10 protein-coding genes are annotated in these 22,042 nt (G+C 52.0%); 3 read left to right on the forward strand and 7 right to left on the reverse strand.

Going from position 1 to position 22,042, the window contains the following annotated elements:
• Positions 1-69 precede the first annotated feature (69 nt).
• The 3 genes from mutS to FHD02_RS02740 form a co-directional block, all read right to left on the reverse strand.
• Entirely contained in the window at positions 70-2,631 is a 2,562-nt protein-coding gene (mutS, locus tag FHD02_RS02730) for a DNA mismatch repair protein MutS (protein ID WP_042310663.1), read from the reverse strand.
• 241 nt (positions 2,632-2,872) lie between these two features.
• Entirely contained in the window at positions 2,873-3,385 is a 513-nt protein-coding gene (locus tag FHD02_RS02735; protein WP_042310661.1) for a hypothetical protein, read from the reverse strand.
• Complete coding sequence (locus tag FHD02_RS02740; protein WP_137361236.1) at positions 3,385-4,170, reverse strand: winged helix-turn-helix domain-containing protein; 786 nt, start codon at positions 4,168-4,170, stop codon at positions 3,385-3,387. The genes FHD02_RS02735 and FHD02_RS02740 overlap by 1 nt, the downstream gene beginning before the upstream one ends.
• Before the next feature lie 444 nt (positions 4,171-4,614).
• Between FHD02_RS02740 and FHD02_RS02745 the strand changes: the two genes are divergently transcribed.
• Positions 4,615-5,220 carry a helix-turn-helix domain-containing protein gene (locus FHD02_RS02745; RefSeq protein ID WP_042310657.1) on the forward strand — a complete coding sequence of 202 codons (606 nt, stop codon included), beginning with the start codon at positions 4,615-4,617 and terminating at the stop codon, positions 5,218-5,220.
• Between the two features lie 41 nt (positions 5,221-5,261).
• Here FHD02_RS02745 and FHD02_RS02750 read toward each other — a convergent pair whose 3' ends face one another.
• The 3 genes from FHD02_RS02750 to FHD02_RS02760 all read right to left on the reverse strand — a co-directional run bounded on the left by FHD02_RS02750 (position 5,262) and on the right by FHD02_RS02760 (position 10,248).
• Positions 5,262-6,635, reverse strand: coding sequence for an HlyD family type I secretion periplasmic adaptor subunit (locus FHD02_RS02750; protein WP_137361235.1), 1,374 nt, complete (start codon positions 6,633-6,635; stop codon positions 5,262-5,264).
• Positions 6,622-8,814 (reverse strand): type I secretion system permease/ATPase, encoded by a 2,193-nt coding sequence (locus FHD02_RS02755; RefSeq protein ID WP_249935977.1) that lies wholly within the window; start codon positions 8,812-8,814, stop codon positions 6,622-6,624. Before FHD02_RS02755 ends, FHD02_RS02750 begins: the two co-directional genes overlap by 14 nt.
• A gap of 90 nt (positions 8,815-8,904) precedes the next feature.
• The gene (locus FHD02_RS02760) at positions 8,905-10,248 is read right to left on the reverse strand and encodes a TolC family outer membrane protein (RefSeq protein ID WP_137361233.1); all 1,344 of its coding nucleotides are present in this window, start codon (positions 10,246-10,248) and stop codon (positions 8,905-8,907) included.
• Positions 10,249-10,580: 332 nt separating this feature from the next.
• On the opposite strand from FHD02_RS02760, the gene FHD02_RS02765 reads away from it, so the two are divergent.
• A complete protein-coding gene (locus tag FHD02_RS02765) occupies positions 10,581-19,697 on the forward strand; it encodes a retention module-containing protein (RefSeq protein WP_220393545.1) in 9,117 nt (3,038 codons plus the stop codon).
• A gap of 66 nt (positions 19,698-19,763) precedes the next feature.
• Entirely contained in the window at positions 19,764-20,030 is a 267-nt protein-coding gene (locus FHD02_RS02770) for a hypothetical protein (RefSeq protein WP_042311152.1), read from the forward strand.
• Positions 20,031-20,103: 73 nt separating this feature from the next.
• Here the strand turns inward: FHD02_RS02770 and FHD02_RS02775 are convergent, their stop codons facing one another.
• Positions 20,104-22,038: an EAL domain-containing protein gene (locus FHD02_RS02775; protein WP_137361230.1), complete on the reverse strand. Its 1,935-nt coding sequence runs from the start codon at positions 22,036-22,038 to the stop codon at positions 20,104-20,106.
• Positions 22,039-22,042 lie beyond the last annotated feature (4 nt).

A 22,042-nucleotide genomic window follows, 5' to 3' on the forward strand; every position in this document is an offset into this window, starting at 1 on the left:
CACCCATTTCCGCAGTATTCGCTTGTTACCGTAGGCCCGGTAAGCGGTAGCACCACCGGGCGCTTTTTACTACACCAGACTCTTCAACCGGTAGATCCATTCCAGAGCCTGGCGAGGCGTGAGTGAATCCGGGTCGAGGTTTTCCAGCGCTTCAACGGCGGGTGACGTTTCTTCCGCAACTGACAGCAGCGACATCTGCGTGCCGTCGACCTGGGTTGCGGCAACATTCGGCGCGATGCTTTCAAGCTCACGCAGTTTTTGCCGCGCGCGTTTGATCACCTCTTTCGGCACACCAGCCAGGGCTGCTACCGCCAGGCCATAGCTTTTGCTCGCTGCACCATCCTGTACGCTGTGCATAAAGGCGATGGTATCGCCATGCTCTAACGCGTCCAGATGTACATTCGCGACGCCTTCCATCTTCTCCGGTAACTGAGTCAGTTCGAAGTAGTGGGTCGCGAACAATGTTAATGCTTTGATTTTATTAGCCAGATTTTCTGCACACGCCCATGCCAGCGACAGGCCGTCGTAGGTTGAAGTGCCGCGTCCAATCTCATCCATCAGCACCAGGCTGTTCTCGGTAGCATTATGCAGAATATTGGCGGTTTCGGTCATCTCAACCATGAAGGTGGAACGACCGGATGCCAGATCATCCGCCGCACCTACGCGAGTAAAGATACGGTCGATAGGCCCTATCTCGACTTTTTGTGCCGGAACATAGCTGCCGATATAAGCCAGTAGCGCAATCAACGCGGTTTGGCGCATATAGGTACTTTTACCCCCCATGTTCGGCCCGGTAATGATCAGCATCCGGCGTTGTGGGGATAGGTTGAGCGGGTTGGCGATAAACGGCTCTGTCAGTACTTGCTCCACCACCGGATGACGCCCCTCGGTAATACGAATACCAGGTTTATCGGTAAAGGTCGGACAGGTGTAATTCAACGTATAAGCACGTTCTGCCAGGTTGACCAGGACGTCCAACTCCGCCAGTGCGCTGGCGCTCTGTTGTAAATCAGCCAGATGCGGCAGCAGCATATCGAACAGCTCGTCGTATAGCTGTTTTTCCAGTGCCAGCGCCTTACCTTTGGAAGTCAGAACTTTATCTTCATACTCTTTCAGCTCTGGAATAATGTAACGTTCTGCGTTTTTCAACGTCTGGCGACGCACGTAATTAATTGGCGCCAGATGGCTCTGTCCACGACTGATCTGAATGTAGTATCCGTGAACGGCGTTGAATCCGACTTTCAGCGTATCGAGACCCGTGCGTTCGCGCTCGCGGATCTCCAGTCTGTCGAGGTAGTCGGTTGCGCCATCAGCCAGCGCTCGCCACTCGTCCAGCTCTTCGTTATAGCCAGGCGCGATGACGCCGCCGTCGCGTACCAGCACCGGTGGAGCTTCCACCACGGCGCGTTCCAGCAGTTCACGCAGTTCCGCAAATTCACCCATTTTCTCACGCAGCATCTGCACCGGGGCGCTGTCTACGTTTTCCAGTTGCGCACGTAGTTCAGGGAGTTGCTGGAAAGCGTGACGCATGCGGGCCAGATCGCGCGGGCGCGCGGTACGCAGCGCGAGACGAGCCAGAATGCGTTCCAGATCGCCCACCTGACGCAGCACAGGTTGCAATTCGCTGGTGGTGTCCTGTAGCGCGCCGATGGTCTGTTGGCGCTCGGTGAGGATTTTGGTATCGCGGACCGGCATATGCAGCCAGCGCTTGAGCATACGGCTGCCCATAGGTGTTACGGTGCAGTCGAGTACCGAAGCTAATGTGTTTTCAACGCCGCCCGCCAGGTTCTGGGTGATCTCCAGATTGCGGCGTGTGGCGGCATCCATAATGATGCTGTCCTGTTGACGCTCCATAGTGATGGAGCGAATATGCGGCAACGAGGTGCGCTGGGTATCCTTCACATATTGCAGCAGACAGCCGGCAGCGCATAACCCGCGTGGGGCGTTCTCAACACCAAAGCCAATCAGGTCTCGTGTGCCAAACTGCAGGTTCAATTGCTGACGGGCGGTATCAATTTCAAATTCCCACAGCGGACGACGGCGCAGGCCGCGACGTCCTTCAATCAGTGAGGTTTCTGCGAAATCTTCGGCATACAGCAGTTCAGCTGGGTTAGTACGCTGCAGTTCGGCGGCCATGGTCTCGCGGTCGGCAGGCTCGCTAACGCGAAAACGCCCGGAGCTGATGTCCAGCGTGGCATAACCGTAGCCTTTACTGTCTTGCCAGACGGCAGCCAGCAGGTTGTCCTGGCGCTCCTGTAACAGCGCTTCATCACTGATGGTGCCAGGCGTGACAATACGTACCACTTTACGCTCAACTGGACCTTTGCTGGTGGCTGGATCGCCAATCTGTTCGCAAATAGCGACGGATTCCCCCTGATTGACCAGCTTGGCGAGGTAGTTTTCTACCGCATGGTGGGGAATACCCGCCATTGGGATGGGCTCGCCTGCGGATGCGCCGCGCTTAGTCAGGGAGATATCAAGCAGCTGAGACGCGCGTTTCGCATCGTCATAAAACAGTTCGTAAAAGTCGCCCATGCGGTAAAACAGCAGTATTTCCGGGTGCTGAGCCTTCAGCTTGAGATACTGCTGCATCATTGGGGTGTGGGCGTCGAGATTATCGATTGTACTCATGGAGTTGTGTCCAGTTCCCTGATTTTCAATGGATTGCGATATTCTTGTTTTCGTTGTTATCACATAAGAGACACATGATAACGGAGATATGCTTTTCAGGGAAAGCGGGGAAGGATGACTTCTCGATCCAGGTTCCGCTCCGGGGCGAATCAGACGATGACAATGTATTCTGGGGAGGGGGGAGCGATAAATTCATCCACGGACATTCCCCCGTAGGTTTGGCCGCCAGAACGCTTACTTATTATTCATTTTGCGGCAACGCATAATTCTGGCAGTACAGGTAAGGGATCCCTTCTTTGGTAATCAGATACGTCTTGCTATTTAGCGCAAAATAATCGACGTTGGATACGCTGGTATTGGTCAGGAAAAAGTCGGGGAGCAGTTCCTGAATAAGGCTGGCGGGGGCTGTTTCGCGATTGGATATTTGTATTTTCTGTGAAATCCAGACCGGACTTGAGCCGTAGCTGGATTGTGTAAACAGGACCATGCGTTGCACGGTTTGCTCATTATTTCTGGCATCTTTGATGATGCCATCAACATTCACAATGCCTTTACTCCCGCCGATTTTAATATCAATAATCCCACGAAATGAGCTTGTATTACGTACTATTTCGATGGCTGAACGACAGGTCAGATTATGAAGTTCACCTGTGTTTTTATTGAACCGATAGACGGCAGTAACCATGAGCGCAGCAAAACAGATCAGCAGGATAACACCTGTCTGGATACGGGATGTTCGGGGATATAAATTCATTAGCTATCATACCGGGGGTAATAAACCGACTGACAGGCGTTTTCTTGCCTGGTTTTCATCGGTGAGCGACATAAAAGCACTGACAATTTCTTTGACTCAGGGTAGGTCGTAATATAGATGAATTTATTGCTCTGACACAGCCCTGGATTTTTGTCGACAAACGCCGTATGCCGGGAGAAATTACTGGCATCGTTATTGAAATAATACTGACAGTCAGTTGGCGTTTTGCTGTCCTTGATATAGTCGGAAAAATAATCATCGCTGGCCTGCCATGGGTATAATATCAGCGCGCAAATTATAAGCGTCAGCGTCGCCATGATTATTTCTGCGGTGGTGAACAAAGATTGACGCGGCGTCCCAGGCAGCAGTTCCTCTATAACGGTATCCGGGGCTACGGACTCTTCACCTGAAGAAGAGATACTCTCTGGCGTCTCAATCGCCTGAATGTCAAACGACTCCTGAATAATCAGCCCTTTACGAGGGATTGTTGTGATCAGTGGTTGTTCCAGATCCAGCTGCTGCAAACTTTTACGTAGGGAGAGAATGCTTTGATAAAAGGCATTGAAACTAACCTGACGATGATTTTTACCCCAGCCGAACTCCAGTAGTTCATTTTGTGAAACCACCTGACCGCGATGCTGAATAAGTAATAAAAGACATAATGAGGCTGAGTGTTTGAGTTTTATCTGCTGATTGGGTTGCGCTACTCGCGCCAGAGATTGTGTGTCTGGCGTAAATATGATTCTATTTTCAATCAGATAACTGACATTGCCAGTCTCAGACATAGTGTCTCTACTCTTAATGGTGCGCCAGGCGGTTGGTAAGTCATGATACCACTTAGCCCATAATAGCTACCAGCATGGACCCGATCCTACAACGAAGATCGCGAAGTGTTTCAAATTAGTATCATAATATACTAACAATGATAACTTTTTAATTGAAATAAAGTGAATATAAATCAATTGGTTGTGTCTTTTTGGCTATGCTGCAAAGAAGAGAAAGATGAAAGAGTGACCGCAAAGATGATTGCCATTAATTCTTTATGAACAGCGCAATATACTGCCTGACGCCACCACGCGAAAACAGCATGTGCCTGAACGCGTCCACGGCACCAGGGAATGCCGGTGGCAGATGTAGAAGAGGGATAAATGTCAGCCTGCTTGAAGGCTGACATTTATTTTGATGCTAAGTGAATTTTGATAAAGCCATAATTTGCGGTAGAGAGTCCCATGTTCCAGAAAGAAATTGAAAATGCTGTAGTACTTGTGGGTGATGAAATGAAGAAGTCAGAGAATGCCTGGCTGTCGTTACGCAAAAAACGCCAGCGTATTGATCTGAAGGTTGATGGAAATATCTTGTTTCTGGAGAAAGGGACCGTCTCTGTTTATCGTGTGGAAAATGACTTAGTCACCGTGAGTATTTCTGCTCCGGCCATACTCGGTTTGCCGCAAATGCGTACTGAAGTTGCCGGGCACTATTTACGTTGCGATACCGATTGCGAAATGTGGGCGATGAGCGTGCAGAATGCAGATCATATGTTTACCGCTAAAAACTTATGGAAGCAGGCGTTTGATATCTTAACGCATCACCTGCAACGCTATTTTCAGCGTGAAGCGTTGCAGTCACATCGCACCATTCGTGAGCAGATTATTGAACACGTAAAATATATTTGGTCGATGGAACCTGAGGTGCGTGAGAAAACGTCCGTATATACCTTTATTTTGACCCGTAATCATATCTCCCGCAGCGCCATCCACAAGGTTTTACAGGAACTGGTTAATGACGGGAAAATCACATTAAACCGGGGAAAACTTTCCTTCTGTACTCCGTTATAAATTTATGCGCTCCCTGACATGATGAAAGGGAGCGCAGGCGATTAACGTTCTCTGAGTGCCTCCGCGCGAGCGCGAATAATCGGTTTTAACAGATAGCTGAGAATCGTTTTCTTGCCAGTGAGAATATCGACGCTCGCTACCATGCCGGGGATTACCAGCATCGGATGTTCTTTCGTTCCCAGGTAGTTTTTGTCCGTTTGCAGGCGAACAATATAAAAGCTTCGCCCCTGTTTATCGGTGACGGTGTCCGGACTTATCTGCACCACTTCGCCTTGCAGACCGCCATAGATGGTGTAATCGTAGGCCGTAAATTTCACCATCGCGTGCTGGCCCGGATGAAGAAAGGCAATATCGCGCGGCTGTATTTTGGCTTCGATTAACAGCTTGTCATCCAGCGGAACGATTTCTACCAGATCGCTGCCAGGCTGTATGACGCCGCCGATAGTATTCACCATCACCTGCTGAACGATACCCCTCACCGGTGAGGTGACCATCGTCCGGTTCACCCGGTCTTCCAGCGCTTTAACGCTGGCCTGTGCCTTGCTCAGGTTCGTGCGCGCCTCGTTGAGTTGCGCCAGCGCATCGCTCTGGAAACGGCCACGGCTTTCACCGATTTTATTCTCAATTTCGTTAATTTCTGATGCGGCCTTGGGCAGCGACAGGCTAATAGAATTGAGCTGCCCGGCGGTTTCCACTTCGGTACGGCGCAGACGCAGTAGTTCAACTTTTGAAATGGCGCCCGAGGCGAGCAGCGGCTCGGACATTTTGATTTCCTGGCGTATTAGCCCAAGGCTGTGCTTGAACTGATCTTGCTTAGATTCAAAATCGCGCAGCTCCTGTTTTTTCTGCACCAGTTGTTCTTCCAGCCCGGATATTTCGTTATGAAACTGCTCCCGGCGGCTGTTGTACAGTTCGGTTTCTCCCCGCGCGACATCCGGCGCTTTGCTGGCAATCTCTGGCGAAATAACAAAGTCATGGTTTTCAACCTCCGCCGTCAGACGTTCAACTTTTGCCCGCAGGCTGAGTTTATCCGCTTCTGTTTCGCCGACGTTAGAGGCAAAGCGCGTGTCATCCAGGTGCAGTAATGGTGTTCCGGCGTTAACGATTTGCCCTTCATGAACATACAGCTCGGTGACGATCCCACCTTCCAGGTTCTGGATTTTTTGCAGTTTGGATGAAGGGATCGCTTTACCTTCCCCGCGGGTGACTTCATCGATTTTCGCAAAGCCAGCCCACACGAAAGACAACACCACCAGCGCGAGGATCGTCCACAGCGTCAGTCGAATCACTCTCGGGGAGTCATCAATAATGGCCTGACTGACTTCATTGATACTGTCAGTTTGATTTTCATCACGGCCATGAAAGTAGTGCTGCATAGCGCGGCGGGCACGAGCCAGGAAATCAGCGAGATGCATTAATCTGCCCCTTTTTCAACGCATCCATCACCACTGCTTTCGGGCCGTCCGCGATGATGCGTCCTTTATCGACAATAATCAGGCGGTCAACCAGCGACAGCATGGACGCACGGTGTGTAACCAGTAATAACGTTTTGCCCGCGATGCAGGGAGCCAGAGCGTGTTTGATCTTCTCCTCGCTGGTGTTGTCCATCGAACTGGTGGGTTCATCCAGTAACAGAAGAGGCGGATCCAGCAATAGCGCGCGTGCAAGCGCTACCGCCTGCCGCTGCCCGCCGGAAAGTCGGGAGCCGCGCTCGCCAACCTGCAGGTTGTAGCCGTCTGGATGCAAGCGCGCAAAATCGTTGACGCCCGCCAGTTCTGCTGCCCGCAGCATGGTTTCGTCATCGATATAACGCGCCCCGCACAGCAAATTGTCGCGTAGCGTGCCATTGAACAACTGGATATCCTGCGGCACGTAGCCGATGCTGTGGCGCAGATCGTTCACATCTAACTGACGAGAATCGATCCCGTCGATCAGAATATTTCCGGCGCTGGGCTGGTACAGATTGACCAGCAATTTGCTGAGCGAACTTTTACCGGAACCACTGCGTCCGATGATGCCGATTCGTTCCCCAGGCTGAATGGTCAGATTAATTTTTTGCAGCGACAGGTTCTGTTGTTCAGGGTAGCTGAAATCGACATCGCGAAATTCTATGCTGCCCTGTAGCTGCTCACGTTTGAGCGGATTTTCATCCGCGCGACGCTCCTGCGCCAGCGACATCATTTTCTCGGTATTTTTGATGGTGAGCTTCGCCTGTTGATAGCGGGCGATAAGGCCGGTTAACTGACCCAGCGGCATTAATGCCCGGCCGTTGAGCATGTAGCAGGCGATAAGTCCCCCCATACTCAGTTTGCCGCCGATAATCATGTACACCCCGACGATAATCATCACCACCCCGGAGATTTGCTGGAACCAGCCGGTCAGGTTGCTCGCCAGGCTGGACAACGTTTTCACCCGTAACTCCAGGCGACTCAGGCTGCCCAGCGTTTGTTCCCACTGATACTGGCGCTCGCTCTGGGCATTATTCACTTTGATGGCATCCAGACTGCTCAGGGTTTCAATCAGCAATGCCTGGCGTTCGCTGGCGAGACTCATGGTTTTAGTGACTGCCGCGTTGACCGGTTTTTGTAACGCCCAACTGCACAACAACGCAATCGGCAGCGTCATGACCGGGATCCAGGCCAGCGCACCGCCAATAATCCCGATGACGATCAGCAGCAGCAGGGTGAAGGGCAGATCGATAATCGTCGTCAGCGTAAGTGATGAGAGGAAATCGCGCAGTGACTGAAACTCGTGAATATTCTGCGCAAAGCTGCCCACCCGCGCCGGACGTTCTTTCATCTCCATGCCGATAATGCGCTCAAACAGGGTCGAGGAGATGATGAGATCGCTTTTTTTACCCGCAATATCAAGGCAGATACCGCGCAGCATTTTCAATATCAGATCAAAAACAAAAGCCAGGCAGATACCGACTGCCAACACCCACAGCGTGACCGTTGCCTGGTTAGGCACAACCCGGTCATAGACGTTCATGGTGAAGAGCGGCGTGCCGAGCGCAATCAGGTTGATCAGCAGGCTAGCCAGCACCGCATCCATATACAGGAAACGTGACAGCTTCAGCGTGTCTTTAAACCAGGATTTGGTACGTGGCAGAAAAGCTTCCGCCTGCAAATCGAATTCGTGACGAGGGTGGGCGAAAATGACCTTCCCGGCATAATTCTGCTCAAGCGTGACGCTGTCGATCCGAATTTCCCCACCTTCGCTTTCGCTGGGCATAAACCGGGCGCTGCCGTCATCGTTCCATGCCAGTAATACTCCGGTTCCGCCAGAACGCAGTAACAGGACCGCAGGCAGAGACATGACCGGAATTTTATCGAGTGCGCGCGTGACAACCCGCGCCTTTAAACCGGCCCTTGCCGCCGCGCGTGGAAATATATTCAGCGTGAGCCGATTGTTTTCTAATGGCAACCCACTGCTTAATGTTGAACGACTCGCCGGTTTACCGTGTAATGCACACAGAATGAGTAAGCTATCTAATAGCGGATCGTCATTATAACTGCGGGGATCGTGATGTTGAGAATTAGGGCAGGCATAATTCCCGGATACTTCATTTAATAATTCAGCTTGTGCACTCATTTTCGCAACCATTTCTGACCGTGCACGTTGAAATAATAGCAAGCTAATTATCAGCGTGCAGGTCAGAGATTTATTTGGGATTAATAATTATTAATGCAGATCCGGTAAGCTATTTTCTTCTTGTGAATCCACCGGTTGCCCTGATGGCGGCGGTGTGATTTTTAGAATATTCATTAATTCACCCGTGCGTTCGCTAATACGGTAGCCGCTGGTCATCGCCAGATAACGCAGTTCAACAAGACGACGTTTAGAAGAAAAAACTTCATTTTCACTGTCGAGCAAATCCAGCAGCGTACGTTCGCCAAGACTGAATTGATCCTGATAAGCGGTGCGCACTTTGACGCTACGGTCGGCATATTCTTCCGCTGAAGGAAGCTGAGCGCGTGCGTTTTGTAACGCCGTCCAGGCCAGGCTCAGCTCCTGATTCAGCTGGCGTAGCGTGTTATTGCGTACGTCCTGCGCCTGTTTATGCAGATACGCGCGGGAGTTCATATTGGCTTTGTCGCTGCCGCCCTGGTACAGGTTGTAATGCAGTTTTACCATCGCTTCCCACTCTTCAGTATGGGCGCGGGTGGTGTCGGTGTTATTACTAATCCCGCGGGAAAGCTCAACGTCCACGCGCGGATAGAAGGTAGATTTCGAAGCCTCATACTGCTGATGCGCGGCTTCGATATCCGCATTGGCGGATTTCAGTAATGGGCTGTTTTTTTCCATCCGACTTTTGGCGTCTTCCAGCGAGGTGGGTAACTGAGAGTCAATACTCTCGGGCAGGCTTAAACCTTGCGGATCCATGCCTGTCACGCTGACAAAAGTGGTTTTCGCGTCTTCAAGATTCGTCTGTTCGGTCAGCAAATTATTACGCGCCTGCGCCAGACGCGCTTCGGCTTGCATAAAGTCCCCGGAGCGCCCAACACCCTGATCGGTACGCAGTTTTATCTGGTCGTAAATGCGTTCGTGGTTCGCCAGATCGTCCTCAGCAAGGCGAACAAACTCTTCGCGTTGTAGCACGTCGAAATAGGCCTGAATGACCGCATAAGCGGTGCTTTCGCTGGTGTTCATCACGCTCCAGGCGTGCGAGTCAACGGTCGCTTTTTGCCGTGCAACTTCGCTGGAGGTGGCAAAGCCATTAAACACATTTTGCTCAAGGCTCAACGTCGCTTCGTTAGGTGACTGGGTCAGACCGTTATTACGTCCTGCCGCACGGGTGGTAGCATCATCAACATTTTTTCGCCCGGCTTCTGCGTTTAAATTGAGTGAGGGTAAATAGCCACCTTGAGCGGCCCGCAGTTCTTGCTCTGAAGAATAACGGCTATTTATTGCGGCATTAACTTCAGGATGATTAGCTAAAGCGTTTTTAACGGTATTTTGTAAGTCTTCTGCATTTACTGAGGATATTGAAAAGCATGAAAGCAGAAAAACTAAAAACTTCTTCATGACATGAATGCCTTATATGACACGGTTATGACATCCTGCTGTCGTCGCTATCATCCATTTTTACAAACACGTTATATTAATTAACAAAGGTAAATTGTCTTAATTGAAGCTTGTGGTCAGCTATTCTCAGACATGTTTTGTCACATCGTGTTTTATTTTTGGTTATTTTTTATTATATTCATTTGCCAGTCAAGTCTCATGTAATTGCATTCTTTAAAATGTGTTTTTTTCTACATTGAGATATTAATGTTTACATTAAATGAATGTGATGTTTGTTCGTTAATATATTAACGATTTTATAAAAATAATGATGGTAATTAAGTGAGGTTACGGTGAGCAAATTACTCGGTGTGATCAAAGCAATCATTGGGCAGGTATACGTTGTCGATGCTAGTGGCACACAACGACTTGTTCATGAGGGCGACAGAGTATATAGCGGTGAGGAAATTGTGACCGGCGCCAGCGGCGCGGTGAGTCTCTCTTTACCAGACGGGAAGACGCTGGATATTGGCCGTAACAGCCATTGGGGCGAACACGGGCTACAGGTCAACCATAATCCGGAGCATGATGCCCAGGATATTGCCGCCGTACAAAAAGCCATTGCCGACGGCGCTGACCCGACGCAGGTGTTGGAAGCTACCGCGGCGGGTAATGACGCGCCGGTACAGCTTGAGGGCGGTGGCGGTGGTCACACCCTGGTTCAGCTTGAATTAACCGGACAGGTGGTTGATCCTACGGCGGGTTTTAATACCAAAGGTCTCGGCAGCCCGAACTGGGATATCAACTTGCCAGTTGGGGGAGCAGGCTCGGCGAGCGTTTTCCCGCCTGAAGTACAAATTACCGAGTTTGCCGGTAATGACGGTTTTATTAACAAAAGTGAATTCCACCAGACACATTTAAGCGGCACCAGCAATCAAAATCACGTCACGCTTACCTTCACCGATAGCCAAAAAAACACATTCACCGTTGAGGTTCCGGTGAATAACGGTCACTGGAATATTAATACCGATCTGGGCGGATTAGTGCCAGGAAATGTCACCGTAGTGGCAATAGCGACCGATGTCACAGGACGAACGGCAGAAAGTGTCGATCATGCGCTGATTGATATTACCGGACCAGACATCAACATTAGCGTTGAAAGCGTCACGCCGGATAACCTCATTAACTACGCCGAGTCCCGCCAGCCGCAGACGATGATCCACGGGAGTGTCGGCGGAGATGCCAAACCAGGTGATCTCGTTACCTTATTGGTTGATGGTAAAGAATATACCGGCGTTGTGAGCGACCCGGGCAATGGCGCTCTGATTTATACCATTCCGGTAAAGACTCAGGGATTGCTGAACGACCCAAATATTCACGCCACGCTGACCTCTTTCGACGATGCCGGTAATCGCACAACGGTTTCTACCGATCATCATGTCGATAACGACCTATCCGCGCAAAACGCCGTGACTATTGAAGCAGTAGCGACTGATGATGTCGTCAATGCCAATGAGTTTCGTATGCCGACCGTCATTTCTGGCGTCGCCAGCGGCGATGCGCAAGCGGGCGACCCGGTCACGCTGACCCTTCAGGGCAAAGAATTTCATGGCACGGTTTTCGACGACCATGGACAGCTACGCTATGAGATCGTGGTGCCTTCAGCCACCCTGAAAGAGGGCGCGAATGAGGTGCAGGTGACGCTGGTCAGCCACGACGCACCAGGCAATGAAGCCATCTCCGTGACGCACCGTACCGTGGTACTGGACACCCAGGCGCACAACGCCCTGACGATTGATGACGTCACCGACGATAACACCCTGAACCGCGCTGAACTGTTTGCGCTCAACCAGCTTATCTCCGGAACCGTCAGTGGCGAAGACGCGAAGGCGGGTGACCCGGTACAACTGGAGCTTAACGGTCACCAGTACAGCGGTCAGGTGATCGCTCTTGGCAATCATACGCTGGGCTACCGTATTGCGGTTAACGCTTCCGACTTTGCCAATAACAGCACATCGGTTGATGGGAACGTGGAAGTGAAGGTCACGGTTACCTCTCACGATGCGGCGGGAAACCTGGCGATCGCCACCGATACCCACAGCGTGCACATTGATAATCTTGCGACCAATCAGGTCAACATTGACGCGGTGGCGACGGATGATGTGGTCAACGCCATTGAAAATCGCATGACCACGCTGATTAGCGGTGTGGCAGGCGGTGATGCCAAAGCGGGCGATGCGGTCACCGTCAGCGTACAGGGGCATAACTATGCCGGAACGGTGGTCAATGATAACGGTCAGTTGCGCTATGAAGTGGCATTACCGAAAGGAACGCTGCTGGAAGGTAAAAATGATGTGGTGGTCACGCTGGTCAGCCACGATGCGGCGGGTAACGAAGTCACCGCGCTCGCGCACCGTACCGTCACGCTCGATACTCAGGCGCATAACTCGCTGTCAATCAATGATGTAGATAGTGATAACACCCTGAATCGTAGCGAGCTTTACGCACGTAACCAGGTGATCTCCGGCACCATTGGCAGCAATGAAGATGCTAAACCTGGCGATCCGGTACAACTGGAGATCAACGGTCACCAGTACCGGGGGGAGGTAATCGATTTAGGCAATAACACGCTGGGCTACCGTATCACGGTAAACACCGCAGACTTTGCCAACAACAGCGTGCCGGTCGACGGTAACGTGGACGTGAAGGTCACGGTTACCTCTCATGATGCGGCGGGTAACCTGGCGATCGCCACCGACACCCACAGCGTGCACATTGATAACGTTGCCACCAATCAGGTCAGCATCGATGCTGTGGCGACGGACGATGTGGTCAACGCCATTGAAAACCGTATGGTAACGCTAATTAGCGGGGAAGCCGGTGGTGATGCTAAAGCGGGCGATGCGGTCACCGTCAGCGTCCATGGGCAAAACTATGCCGGAACAATCGTTGATGATGACGGGCAGTTGCGCTACGAAGTCGCGTTGCCGAAGACGGCCTTGCAGGAAGGTAAAAACGACGTAGTGGTGACGTTGGTCAGTCATGACTCGGTGGGAAATGAAGTTACCGCGCTGGCACACCGCACCATCACGTTAGACACGCAGGCGCATAATACTATCCGCATACATGACCTCACTGCAGACAATGCGCTGAATTACCAGGAACTGCTTGCGGCTAAACAGACGATTACCGGTTTTGTTGGCGGTGAGGATGCGAAGGTCAACGATCCGGTCTTACTGGAGATAAATGGTCATCAGTACAGCGGTAAGGTGGTTGATTTTGGCCGCGGTAAGCTGGGTTATCGCATCGATGTGGACTCTTCTGCATTTGCCGATAACAACGACCATGTTCTGACGAATGTGAATATTACCGCGATGGTCACCTCTCATGATGCGGCGGGAAACCTGGCCATCGCCACCGATACGCATAAAGTTCATATCGATAACTATGCGGAAAACACGCTCAAAATTGATGCGGTAGCGACGGACAATGTGGTGAATGCCAACGAAAATCGCATGCCCACCATTGTGAGTATCGTGGCGGGGGGCGATGCCAGAGTTGGCGATGCGGTGACTATCAGCGTACGAGGACAGGATTTTAGCGGCACGGTGATCAACGACAATGGTCAGTTACGCTACGCAGTGGTTTTGCCGCATGGAACTCTGCATGAAGGTAAGAATGCGGTGGTCGCAACACTGCTCAGCCATGACGCGCTGGGCAACGCAGTGGCCAGTGAATCGCACCGTATTATCACCCTCGATACGCATGCGCATAACGCTATCTCATTGGATAACATTGCCACGGACAATGTCATCAATTACCAGGAACTATCTGCGGCGAAACAGCGCATTACGGGCATCGTCGGGGGGGAAGATGCGAAGGTCGGCGACCCGATCCAACTGGTGGTTAATGGTCATCAGTACGAGAGTCAGGTTATTGACCTTGGTCAGGGGAAGCTGGGTTACCGCATTGATGTGGACTCATCAGCGTGTGCAAACAACAGCGTTCATGTGCTGACGGATGTCGACGTACAGGTCACGGTTACCTCGCATGATGCGGCGGGTAACCTTGCCATCGCGACTGACAGCCATAAAGTGCATATCGATAACTTTGCTAAAAACGTGGTGACGACCGCATTGGTGGCGTCCGATGACGTGGTAAACGCCATTGAAAACCGCATGCCGACGCTGATTAGCGGTATCGCGAAAGGTCTGGATGCCAAAGCGGGTGACGTGGTGACTGTTCACGTGCAGGGGCAAAATCAGGACTTTAGCGGCACGGTGGTTAACGATCACGGCGTTCTGCGCTACGAAGTGTTTGTTCCAACGGGCGTGCTGCAGGAAGGCAGCAACGACGCAATGGTCACGCTGTTAAGCCACGACGCTGCGGGCAATCAGGCGGTTGCGGTGGAGCATAGAACCGTCACGCTGGATACCCAGGCGCACAGCACCGTGGCTATTGATAAGGTTACTGACGACAACAACCTTAACCACCAGGAGCTGGATACGCCGATGCAGCTCATCAGCGGCAAGGTGGGAGGAGACGCGCAACCTGGCGATGCGGTGATCGTTGAGATCAATCACCAGACGTTTAACGGCAAGGTCATCGACCTTGGCGGCGGACATCTGGGCTATCAAGTCCCCGTTGATTCAACGGCGTTCAGTGATAATAAGGGGCTACAGGATAAGAATGTGTCCGTTAAGGTCACGGTTACCTCTCACGATGCGGTGGAAAATGAGGTTATAACCACCGCAACACATGTGGTGCATATTGATAACCATGCTGGGGCGGGAATCACCGTTGATACGGTAGCGGGCGATGACAAGCTCAACGGCGCGGAAGCAGCAAAACATCTCACTGAGGTGATGGGCACGGTGTCCGGCGATGTACACGCGGGCGCTAAAGTTCAGGTCATCGTCAACGGTCATACCTACGAAACAATCGCGCAAAACCTTGCGGAACACAACGGCGCGTTGGGTTATAAACTTGATGTCCTGAGCCGCGATCTGGTCAAAGACCCGCATATCGTTGCTCGTGTAGTCGGTGAAGATAATGTGCATAATTTCCAGCAAGCGGAGATAACGCACGACCTGCTGGTTGATTTACATGCCAAAGCCATGCTGACGATTGATCCCGTCACTGGCGACAATATGATTAATGGTGATGAATCAAAACAACCATTCACGTATGTAACCGGGAAAGTGGCTGGGGATGTTCATGTAAATGACGTCGTTTATCTCACCGTGAATGGCCACGTCCTGACGGGAAAAGTGAGCGATACCGGAGGCGGCGTTCTCGGCTATAGCATTAAGGTCAGTACCGCCGATCTGATCTCCGATCCGCATCTGACCGCGACGGTCAGCACCACCGATGGCGCGGGCAACCCGGCGACGGCCAATGCAGAAACCACAGTGATTATCGATACCCGTGTCGATGCGCAGATAACCATTGATGCCGTGACGCCGGATAATACTCTGAACCTCGCTGAGCAGATGCATGGCTATACGATGGTGAGCGGGACGGTGAGCGGGGAAGTTCACCCCGGCGATCCGTTCTCCATGACCATCAATGGCCATACCTATTCCGGTGTGGTAGAGGATCGCGGTAATCAACAAATGGGATTCCACGTTCCCGTTGCGACGGCCGATCTGGTTGCCGATCCGCATATCAGCGTCACCATGGATATCACGGATGATGCCCTGAACCATGCGCAAATTACAGCGCATCATACGGTTACGCTGGACGCGCAAGCGCTGGCCTCAATCACCATCGATCCGGTAACGGGCGACGATGTATTGAATAAGATCGAATTGGGGCAAACCACGACGATCGTCAGCGGTACGGTGGGCGGTGATGCCAGGGTTAATGATGTGGTGCACCTGAATATCGGCGGCCATATGGTTGATGCGACGGTGACGAACCTGCCAAATCTGGGAACCTTGGGGTATTCCATTGGCGTTGATACGCAATGGCTACAAAACGATCCGCATATCACCGCAACCATCACCACCACTGATGCGGCAGGAAATAACGTCACGGCAGATGCGCACAGCACCGTGATTATCGACGACCAGATTGACGCGATTGTTCATATCGATCCGATCGTCACTGGCAGTGGTGATGCGGTGATTAACCACGACGAAGCCCTTAAGCCGCAAACGACGGTTAGGGGTACGGTGGGAGGCGATGTCAAAATCGGTGATACGGTTGAACTCACCATCAACCATCAGATTTACTATGCGCAGGTGGAAGATCACAACGGCCAGCGGGCTTTCAGCACGAAGGTGTCGACTCTGGATCTACTAATGGATCCGCATATTCATGCCGAAGTGACGGCCAAAGATGACGCCGGCAATATTGCACACGGGCACGATGACATGCCGGTGCTGGTTGATACCGTTGCCGATGCCGGGATCACGATTGATAAGGCTTCCACTGGTTTACCGCCAGGTCAGACGGTCGCGAATAATCTGCTTCCTGGCTCCAGACCTGACTTTATCTCTGTATCCGGACATGTAGACCCCGATGCTATTTCGGGGGACACGATAACCATTACTGTCGGTCACGGAGTTGTCTATACCACCCATGTTGTGACTCTGGCTGATGGCACACTCGGTTACCAGGCAAACATTGGTACTGGTGATCTTGACGATAATGGCAATATTTTGGTTGCCATCACTACTCATGATAATCATGGCAATACAGCCACGGCGACGGAGCATAAATTTATCGATCTGCCCTGGTTACACCATACGGCAGTAATCGGCAATACCCCTTACGGATTCACTACGCCACCTGCGATCACTGTCCCCACCACGGGGACGGGAACCACGCAACCTCACCAACCGACCGTGCATCTTACCGTTGATAAGGTGGCGGGCGATGACGTTCTCAACCACGATGAAGCGCAGAAAGCAACGACGGCAATCCGTGGCCTGGTCAGCGGCGACGTTCAGGCCGGGGACGAAGTGATTGTTACCATCAATCATGTGCAGTACACCGGGCATGTTATGAGCATTCCGACGATGCCGGGACAGCTGGCATACGAAGTGGATGTGCCAACGAATGAACTGCAGGCGCACCCGATGTTTGATGTCTCTATCACGGCTGGGGCAGCGACAGATACGATGCAGAAAACCATCACCGTCGATACGGATAACCTGCTGCAGATAACGATGGATAAGATCGCCGGTGATGATGTTATCAATGCGGCGGAAGCGCAAAGCGGTAAAACCACCATCAGCGGCACGGTCAGCGGCGAAGGGATCCACGATGGCAGCGTGGTGAGTCTGCAGGTCAATGGCAATACGCTAACTGCAGTCGTGCATGATGATAAACATGGTCACCTGGTCTGGTCGAAGAAGGTCAGTATCAACGATCTGCACAATAACCCGGATATTATCGCGACGGTCATGGCGACGGATGATAACGGCAACCTGGGTAGCGCCTCTGTCAGCAGCCATGTCGTGGTCGATCTGAGCGCTAATGCTGGCGTGACGATAGATAACATTGCCGGTGACAATGTGCTGAACGCGCGGGAATCGTTGCAACCTAAGATGACAGTAACGGGGTCGGTATCCGGAGATGTGCATCCCGGCGATAAGGTGACGCTGACGGTTAACGGAAACCCTTATGCGGCGACTGTCGATAATAACCATCACTACTGCGTCGATATTTACACCAAAGACCTGCTGGCCGATCGCGCGATTGTCGCGACAGTCTCAGGATATGACGATCACGGCAACGTGCAGCCTGCCAGCTTCACGCAGGGCTATGCGATTGATAAGTCGGCAAGCGGCAGCGTGACCATCAACACCGTCGGCGGCGACGATATTATCAATGCTGATGAAGTGAAAGCCGGAAGCGTAGAGGTGAGTGGTACGGTGGATGGCGACGTGCATCTCGGTGATAAAGTCGCCATTCTCGTCGATGGCGTCACAGTACATACGCGTGTCATTGAGCTGCCGCATATGAACGGGCAACTGGGCTATAAAGCGATGGTGAGTACGGTCGGGCTGCAAAATGACCCGAATATTCACGTCAGCGTAGAAGGGCAGGATTCGGCGTTGAACCCAATGCATGCCGTAAACGACAAAACGGTCACTATCGATACGCAGGTTGATGCCAGCATCGTGCTGGATAAGGTGTCAGTCGATGATGTGCTGAATAACGAGGAAACTCAGCATGCGAAAACCACCATCAGCGGTTATGTGACCGGGGATGTGGATGTTGGCGATCGGGTGACCATCACGGTTAACGGTAAAGATCTGGTGGCTGATGTGAAAAACAGCGGCGGACAGAAGGTATTTAGCGTAGATGCCAGTACGGTTGACCTGATTCACGATCAAAAGATAACCGCTCACGTCACCGCCCATGATGATGCAGGTAACCGTGATGAGATCCAGACCGATAAGACCATCACTATCGACAGGACCGCTGCAGGAACGATGGATATTGATAGCGTCACCCAGGATAACGTCCTGAATCATCAGGAACTCCAGGGAACGATGGTGAGGGTAACCGGGCATCTTGGCGGCGATGTGGATGTATGGGATTCGATCAAATTAAAGATTGGTGGTCATGAATATACAGGTTCGGTAGATACGTTGGGGAATGGTGAGCGGGTTTATCATGTCGATGTAGACAGCGGTGTGATGAAAGCGAACACCGCATTCTCGGTTGAGGTCAACGGTCATGATGCGCCAGGTAACCCGTACTCAAAGACAACGTCCCACACCTATGCAGTGGATCAACAGGCAGACGCCACGCTTATCGTGGATAAACTCACCGGTGATAACCACATCTCACGTGCGGAAGCACAGGGGACTATCACCCATATCACCGGCAGCGTTAGCGGTGATGTGCATGATGGGGAGCATATTAAAGCGCTGGTTAATGGGCATCAGTACGATGCGATTCTTCATCAGGGCAATAATGGGCTGACCTATGACATTGAGACCGAGACTTCAGCGTTCCGGGCAGGTCATAACCGAGTGAGCGTATTGGTCGAGGCGCATGATGACCACGGCAATATTACACCGTATACGCAAACGCTGAATGTGACGATGGACGATCCGGCACCACACAAAGGGCATACGGCGGATAAAGGAAATCATGCCGCGATGCAACATGCGCTGCACAACCTGTTCGACGATAGCGCGTTATCACTCTCTTACGCCCCTGTAGCGACCGGACACGGGCAGGCAACTGCCGTGTTGAGCGCTGACGATAAGGCGAAGGCCATGCTCGATAAAGTCGATCTCAGCGATCTGGCGCGTGAGTTACACGAAGGCGTGGATATTGCGAAGTACATTCAAAGCGGCGGCGATCATCATCAGATCGCCAGTCCGGCGAAGGTCGCGCATGGCATTGATACTGCACTGTCTACTCATGCAAGCGGCGATCCGCATTCTGCGACCTACTCGTTGGATCACCTGATAGCCAAACCCGATCACAACCCGACTCACTAACCGTTGCTTGCTGCCCTGTGTGAACAGGGCAGCGGCATCAGGGTATACGAAATGAAAGACACTGATATGAATTCTGGACCACACGCGCAGGCAGCAGGCGCTGGTAAAAATGCTGAAAATGACACCCAACAGACGTTAGAGATGCTGCAAAAAAGCGACCTGGAGATGGTCCGCGTGCTCGACGATCTGATTTACCTGCTGATCCGTAAAGGCGTGATTGCCATTACCGATCTTCCGCCGATGGCGCAGGTTAAATTAATGAATCGTGCGAACGCGCGTCAGGAACTCGGTGGACTGGAACAGCTGCTTGGTAGTGATGACCGTATTTTTTAGCTGATGCAGGCAGCCGGCTTGTAGGCCGGATAAGCGAAGCGCCATCCGGCGATATACAGGCTGCCTGCTGTTATCACAATGGCGCGGGTTCACCTAATAATTGACCCATTGCGCCATCAATCCCTAACTCCTGCAGTGCCTTAAGCTCGCCTTGTGTTTCAACACGTTCGGCAATGAGCGGCAAATCAATACTGCGCGTGGCGCTGCACAACACTTCAATAAACAAACGTTTATCGTTTTCTTCATCAATATTACGGATATAGCTGCTGTCGATTTTCAGATAAGCAAGCCCCCACTGCGACAGATGACCGATCATGTTGAAGCGACTGCCGAAGTGTTGCAGACCAAGCGCGCAGCGATGCTGGCCTACAGCTTTGACAAATGCTGCCATCTGATGTGGCCCAGGAAGCTGATTTTCATCCAGCTCCAGAATCAACTGATGGGCTAATTTCGGTGAATAGCGCAGCGGATTGAGCAGGTCAGCAATGGCGTTCGCGCTGGCGACAGAACTGCCTGAAATACTCAGCGCTAATTTCCCCGGTGCAGTTTTTAGTTGGTTCAGCGTCAGTTTCAGCATCACTTTATCGAGGCGATGGCTCCAGCCAAAGCGGTGGATCCACGGCAGGAAACGACCGGCGGTAATGGTGTTTCCCTGTTCGTCAATAATGCGCGACAGCACTTTGTAATGCAGGATTTTGTCGGGCGAGCGGCAATCCACAACGGGTTGAAAAACCAACTGGAATTGCTGATTTTCCAGCGCATGCTCGAGGCGAACAAACCACAAATGCTGATCTTCGGTAGCCGCTGGCACCTCGGTGGTGGGTACCACCTGATGGTCGGTATGTGTTTCTGCTTCCACCAGCAGGCGATCGGCCTGGATCAGCAATGACTGCGCGTTATCTCCGGCGCTGAATGGCACCATGCTGGTATAGGCGACCGGCTGTTGGTCTGACATACCGGTGGCATAAAAGGCCGTCAGTTTCTGACACAGCGAATTGCCCATGTCCAGCATTTCACCGTGCGTAACCCCCGGACAGAGCAGGGCGAACTCGCCGCCGCGAATGCGGGCGAGGGTGCTGTCGAGAGAGGCATATTTTTCTTTATGCGCGTCCAGCAGGTTAGCGATGTTGAGCAACAGCTTATCGGTATGCGGTCCGCCAAAACGCTGATTCAGACCGCCTAAATCCTGAACGCGAACCAGCATCAGATACCCTGGCGCCGTATCGGCATCACTTAGCCGCGCCTGAAACTGCATATCGAACGCGCGGCGGTTAGCAATTCCGGTCTGGCTGTCGAGATAAGCTTCATTGTGCAAACGTTCGCTATAGACAGCTTGTTCTTCAAATAACGACTTGAGCTTCGCTGCCATCAAATTCATGGCGTTAACGACACGGCGTAATTCCGGCGTTTTTGGCAGTTCCTGTAGCGTCAGAAACTCGCGGCGGGCAATGGCTTCTGATTGTTTTGCCAGATAATTGAGCGGGCGCAGCAGTTTGCGCAGCAGCAGAATGCCAGCGATTAAACAGGCGAGACTACAGGACAGCATCCACAACAGATTGCCTAAGGTATTGTCCCACAGACGCTGTACGGCAAAGATCGGATCGCTGGTCACTTCTACACGAGCGGCCTGCTGCCAGCCGCGCATAATTGTTGCCTCGCCGGTTTGCGGAGTTACATCCACCAGATTAACAAACCAGCCGGGAACATCGGGAATCGACGCCGCCGCGCGGCGCTCAAGCATCGTTTTACCGTTTTGCAGATCGACAATACGGATTTTTTTGTAGTAACCGCTGTCGAAAATGGAGCTCACCATTAGCTCGATCATCGCCGGATCGTTGACGTTGGGCGTCAGCGAAACGCCCAGCGCAGTTGCTGCATCCTGGGCATGTGAAAGGAGTTGGTTATTGGACTGATCGCGAGAGCTTTCTAACGTCACGATAAAATTGCCGCTAAACACAACCATCATAAAGAGAGAGATTGTCAGGAGTAACTGTTTAAAAAGAGACACAGGT

Origin of the sequence: Citrobacter sp. EC_71 (assembly GCF_019584005.1) — a bacterium.
GTDB classification, from domain to species: domain Bacteria; phylum Pseudomonadota; class Gammaproteobacteria; order Enterobacterales; family Enterobacteriaceae; genus Citrobacter; species Citrobacter werkmanii.

Excerpts from the sequence above, each read along its gene's own strand:
- FHD02_RS02740 (WP_137361236.1), bottom strand. The coding sequence starts at position 4,170 with ATGTCTGAGACTGGCAATGTCAGTTATCTGATTGAAAATAGAATCATA.
- mutS (WP_042310663.1), bottom strand. The coding sequence starts at position 2,631 with ATGAGTACAATCGATAATCTCGACGCCCACACCCCAATGATGCAGCAG.
- FHD02_RS02755 (WP_249935977.1), bottom strand. The coding sequence starts at position 8,814 with ATGAGTGCACAAGCTGAATTATTAAATGAAGTATCCGGGAATTATGCC.
- FHD02_RS02770 (WP_042311152.1), top strand. The coding sequence starts at position 19,764 with ATGAATTCTGGACCACACGCGCAGGCAGCAGGCGCTGGTAAAAATGCT.
- FHD02_RS02750 (WP_137361235.1), bottom strand. The coding sequence starts at position 6,635 with ATGCATCTCGCTGATTTCCTGGCTCGTGCCCGCCGCGCTATGCAGCAC.
- FHD02_RS02745 (WP_042310657.1), top strand. The coding sequence starts at position 4,615 with ATGTTCCAGAAAGAAATTGAAAATGCTGTAGTACTTGTGGGTGATGAA.
- FHD02_RS02735 (WP_042310661.1), bottom strand. The coding sequence starts at position 3,385 with ATGAATTTATATCCCCGAACATCCCGTATCCAGACAGGTGTTATCCTG.
- FHD02_RS02760 (WP_137361233.1), bottom strand. The coding sequence starts at position 10,248 with ATGAAGAAGTTTTTAGTTTTTCTGCTTTCATGCTTTTCAATATCCTCA.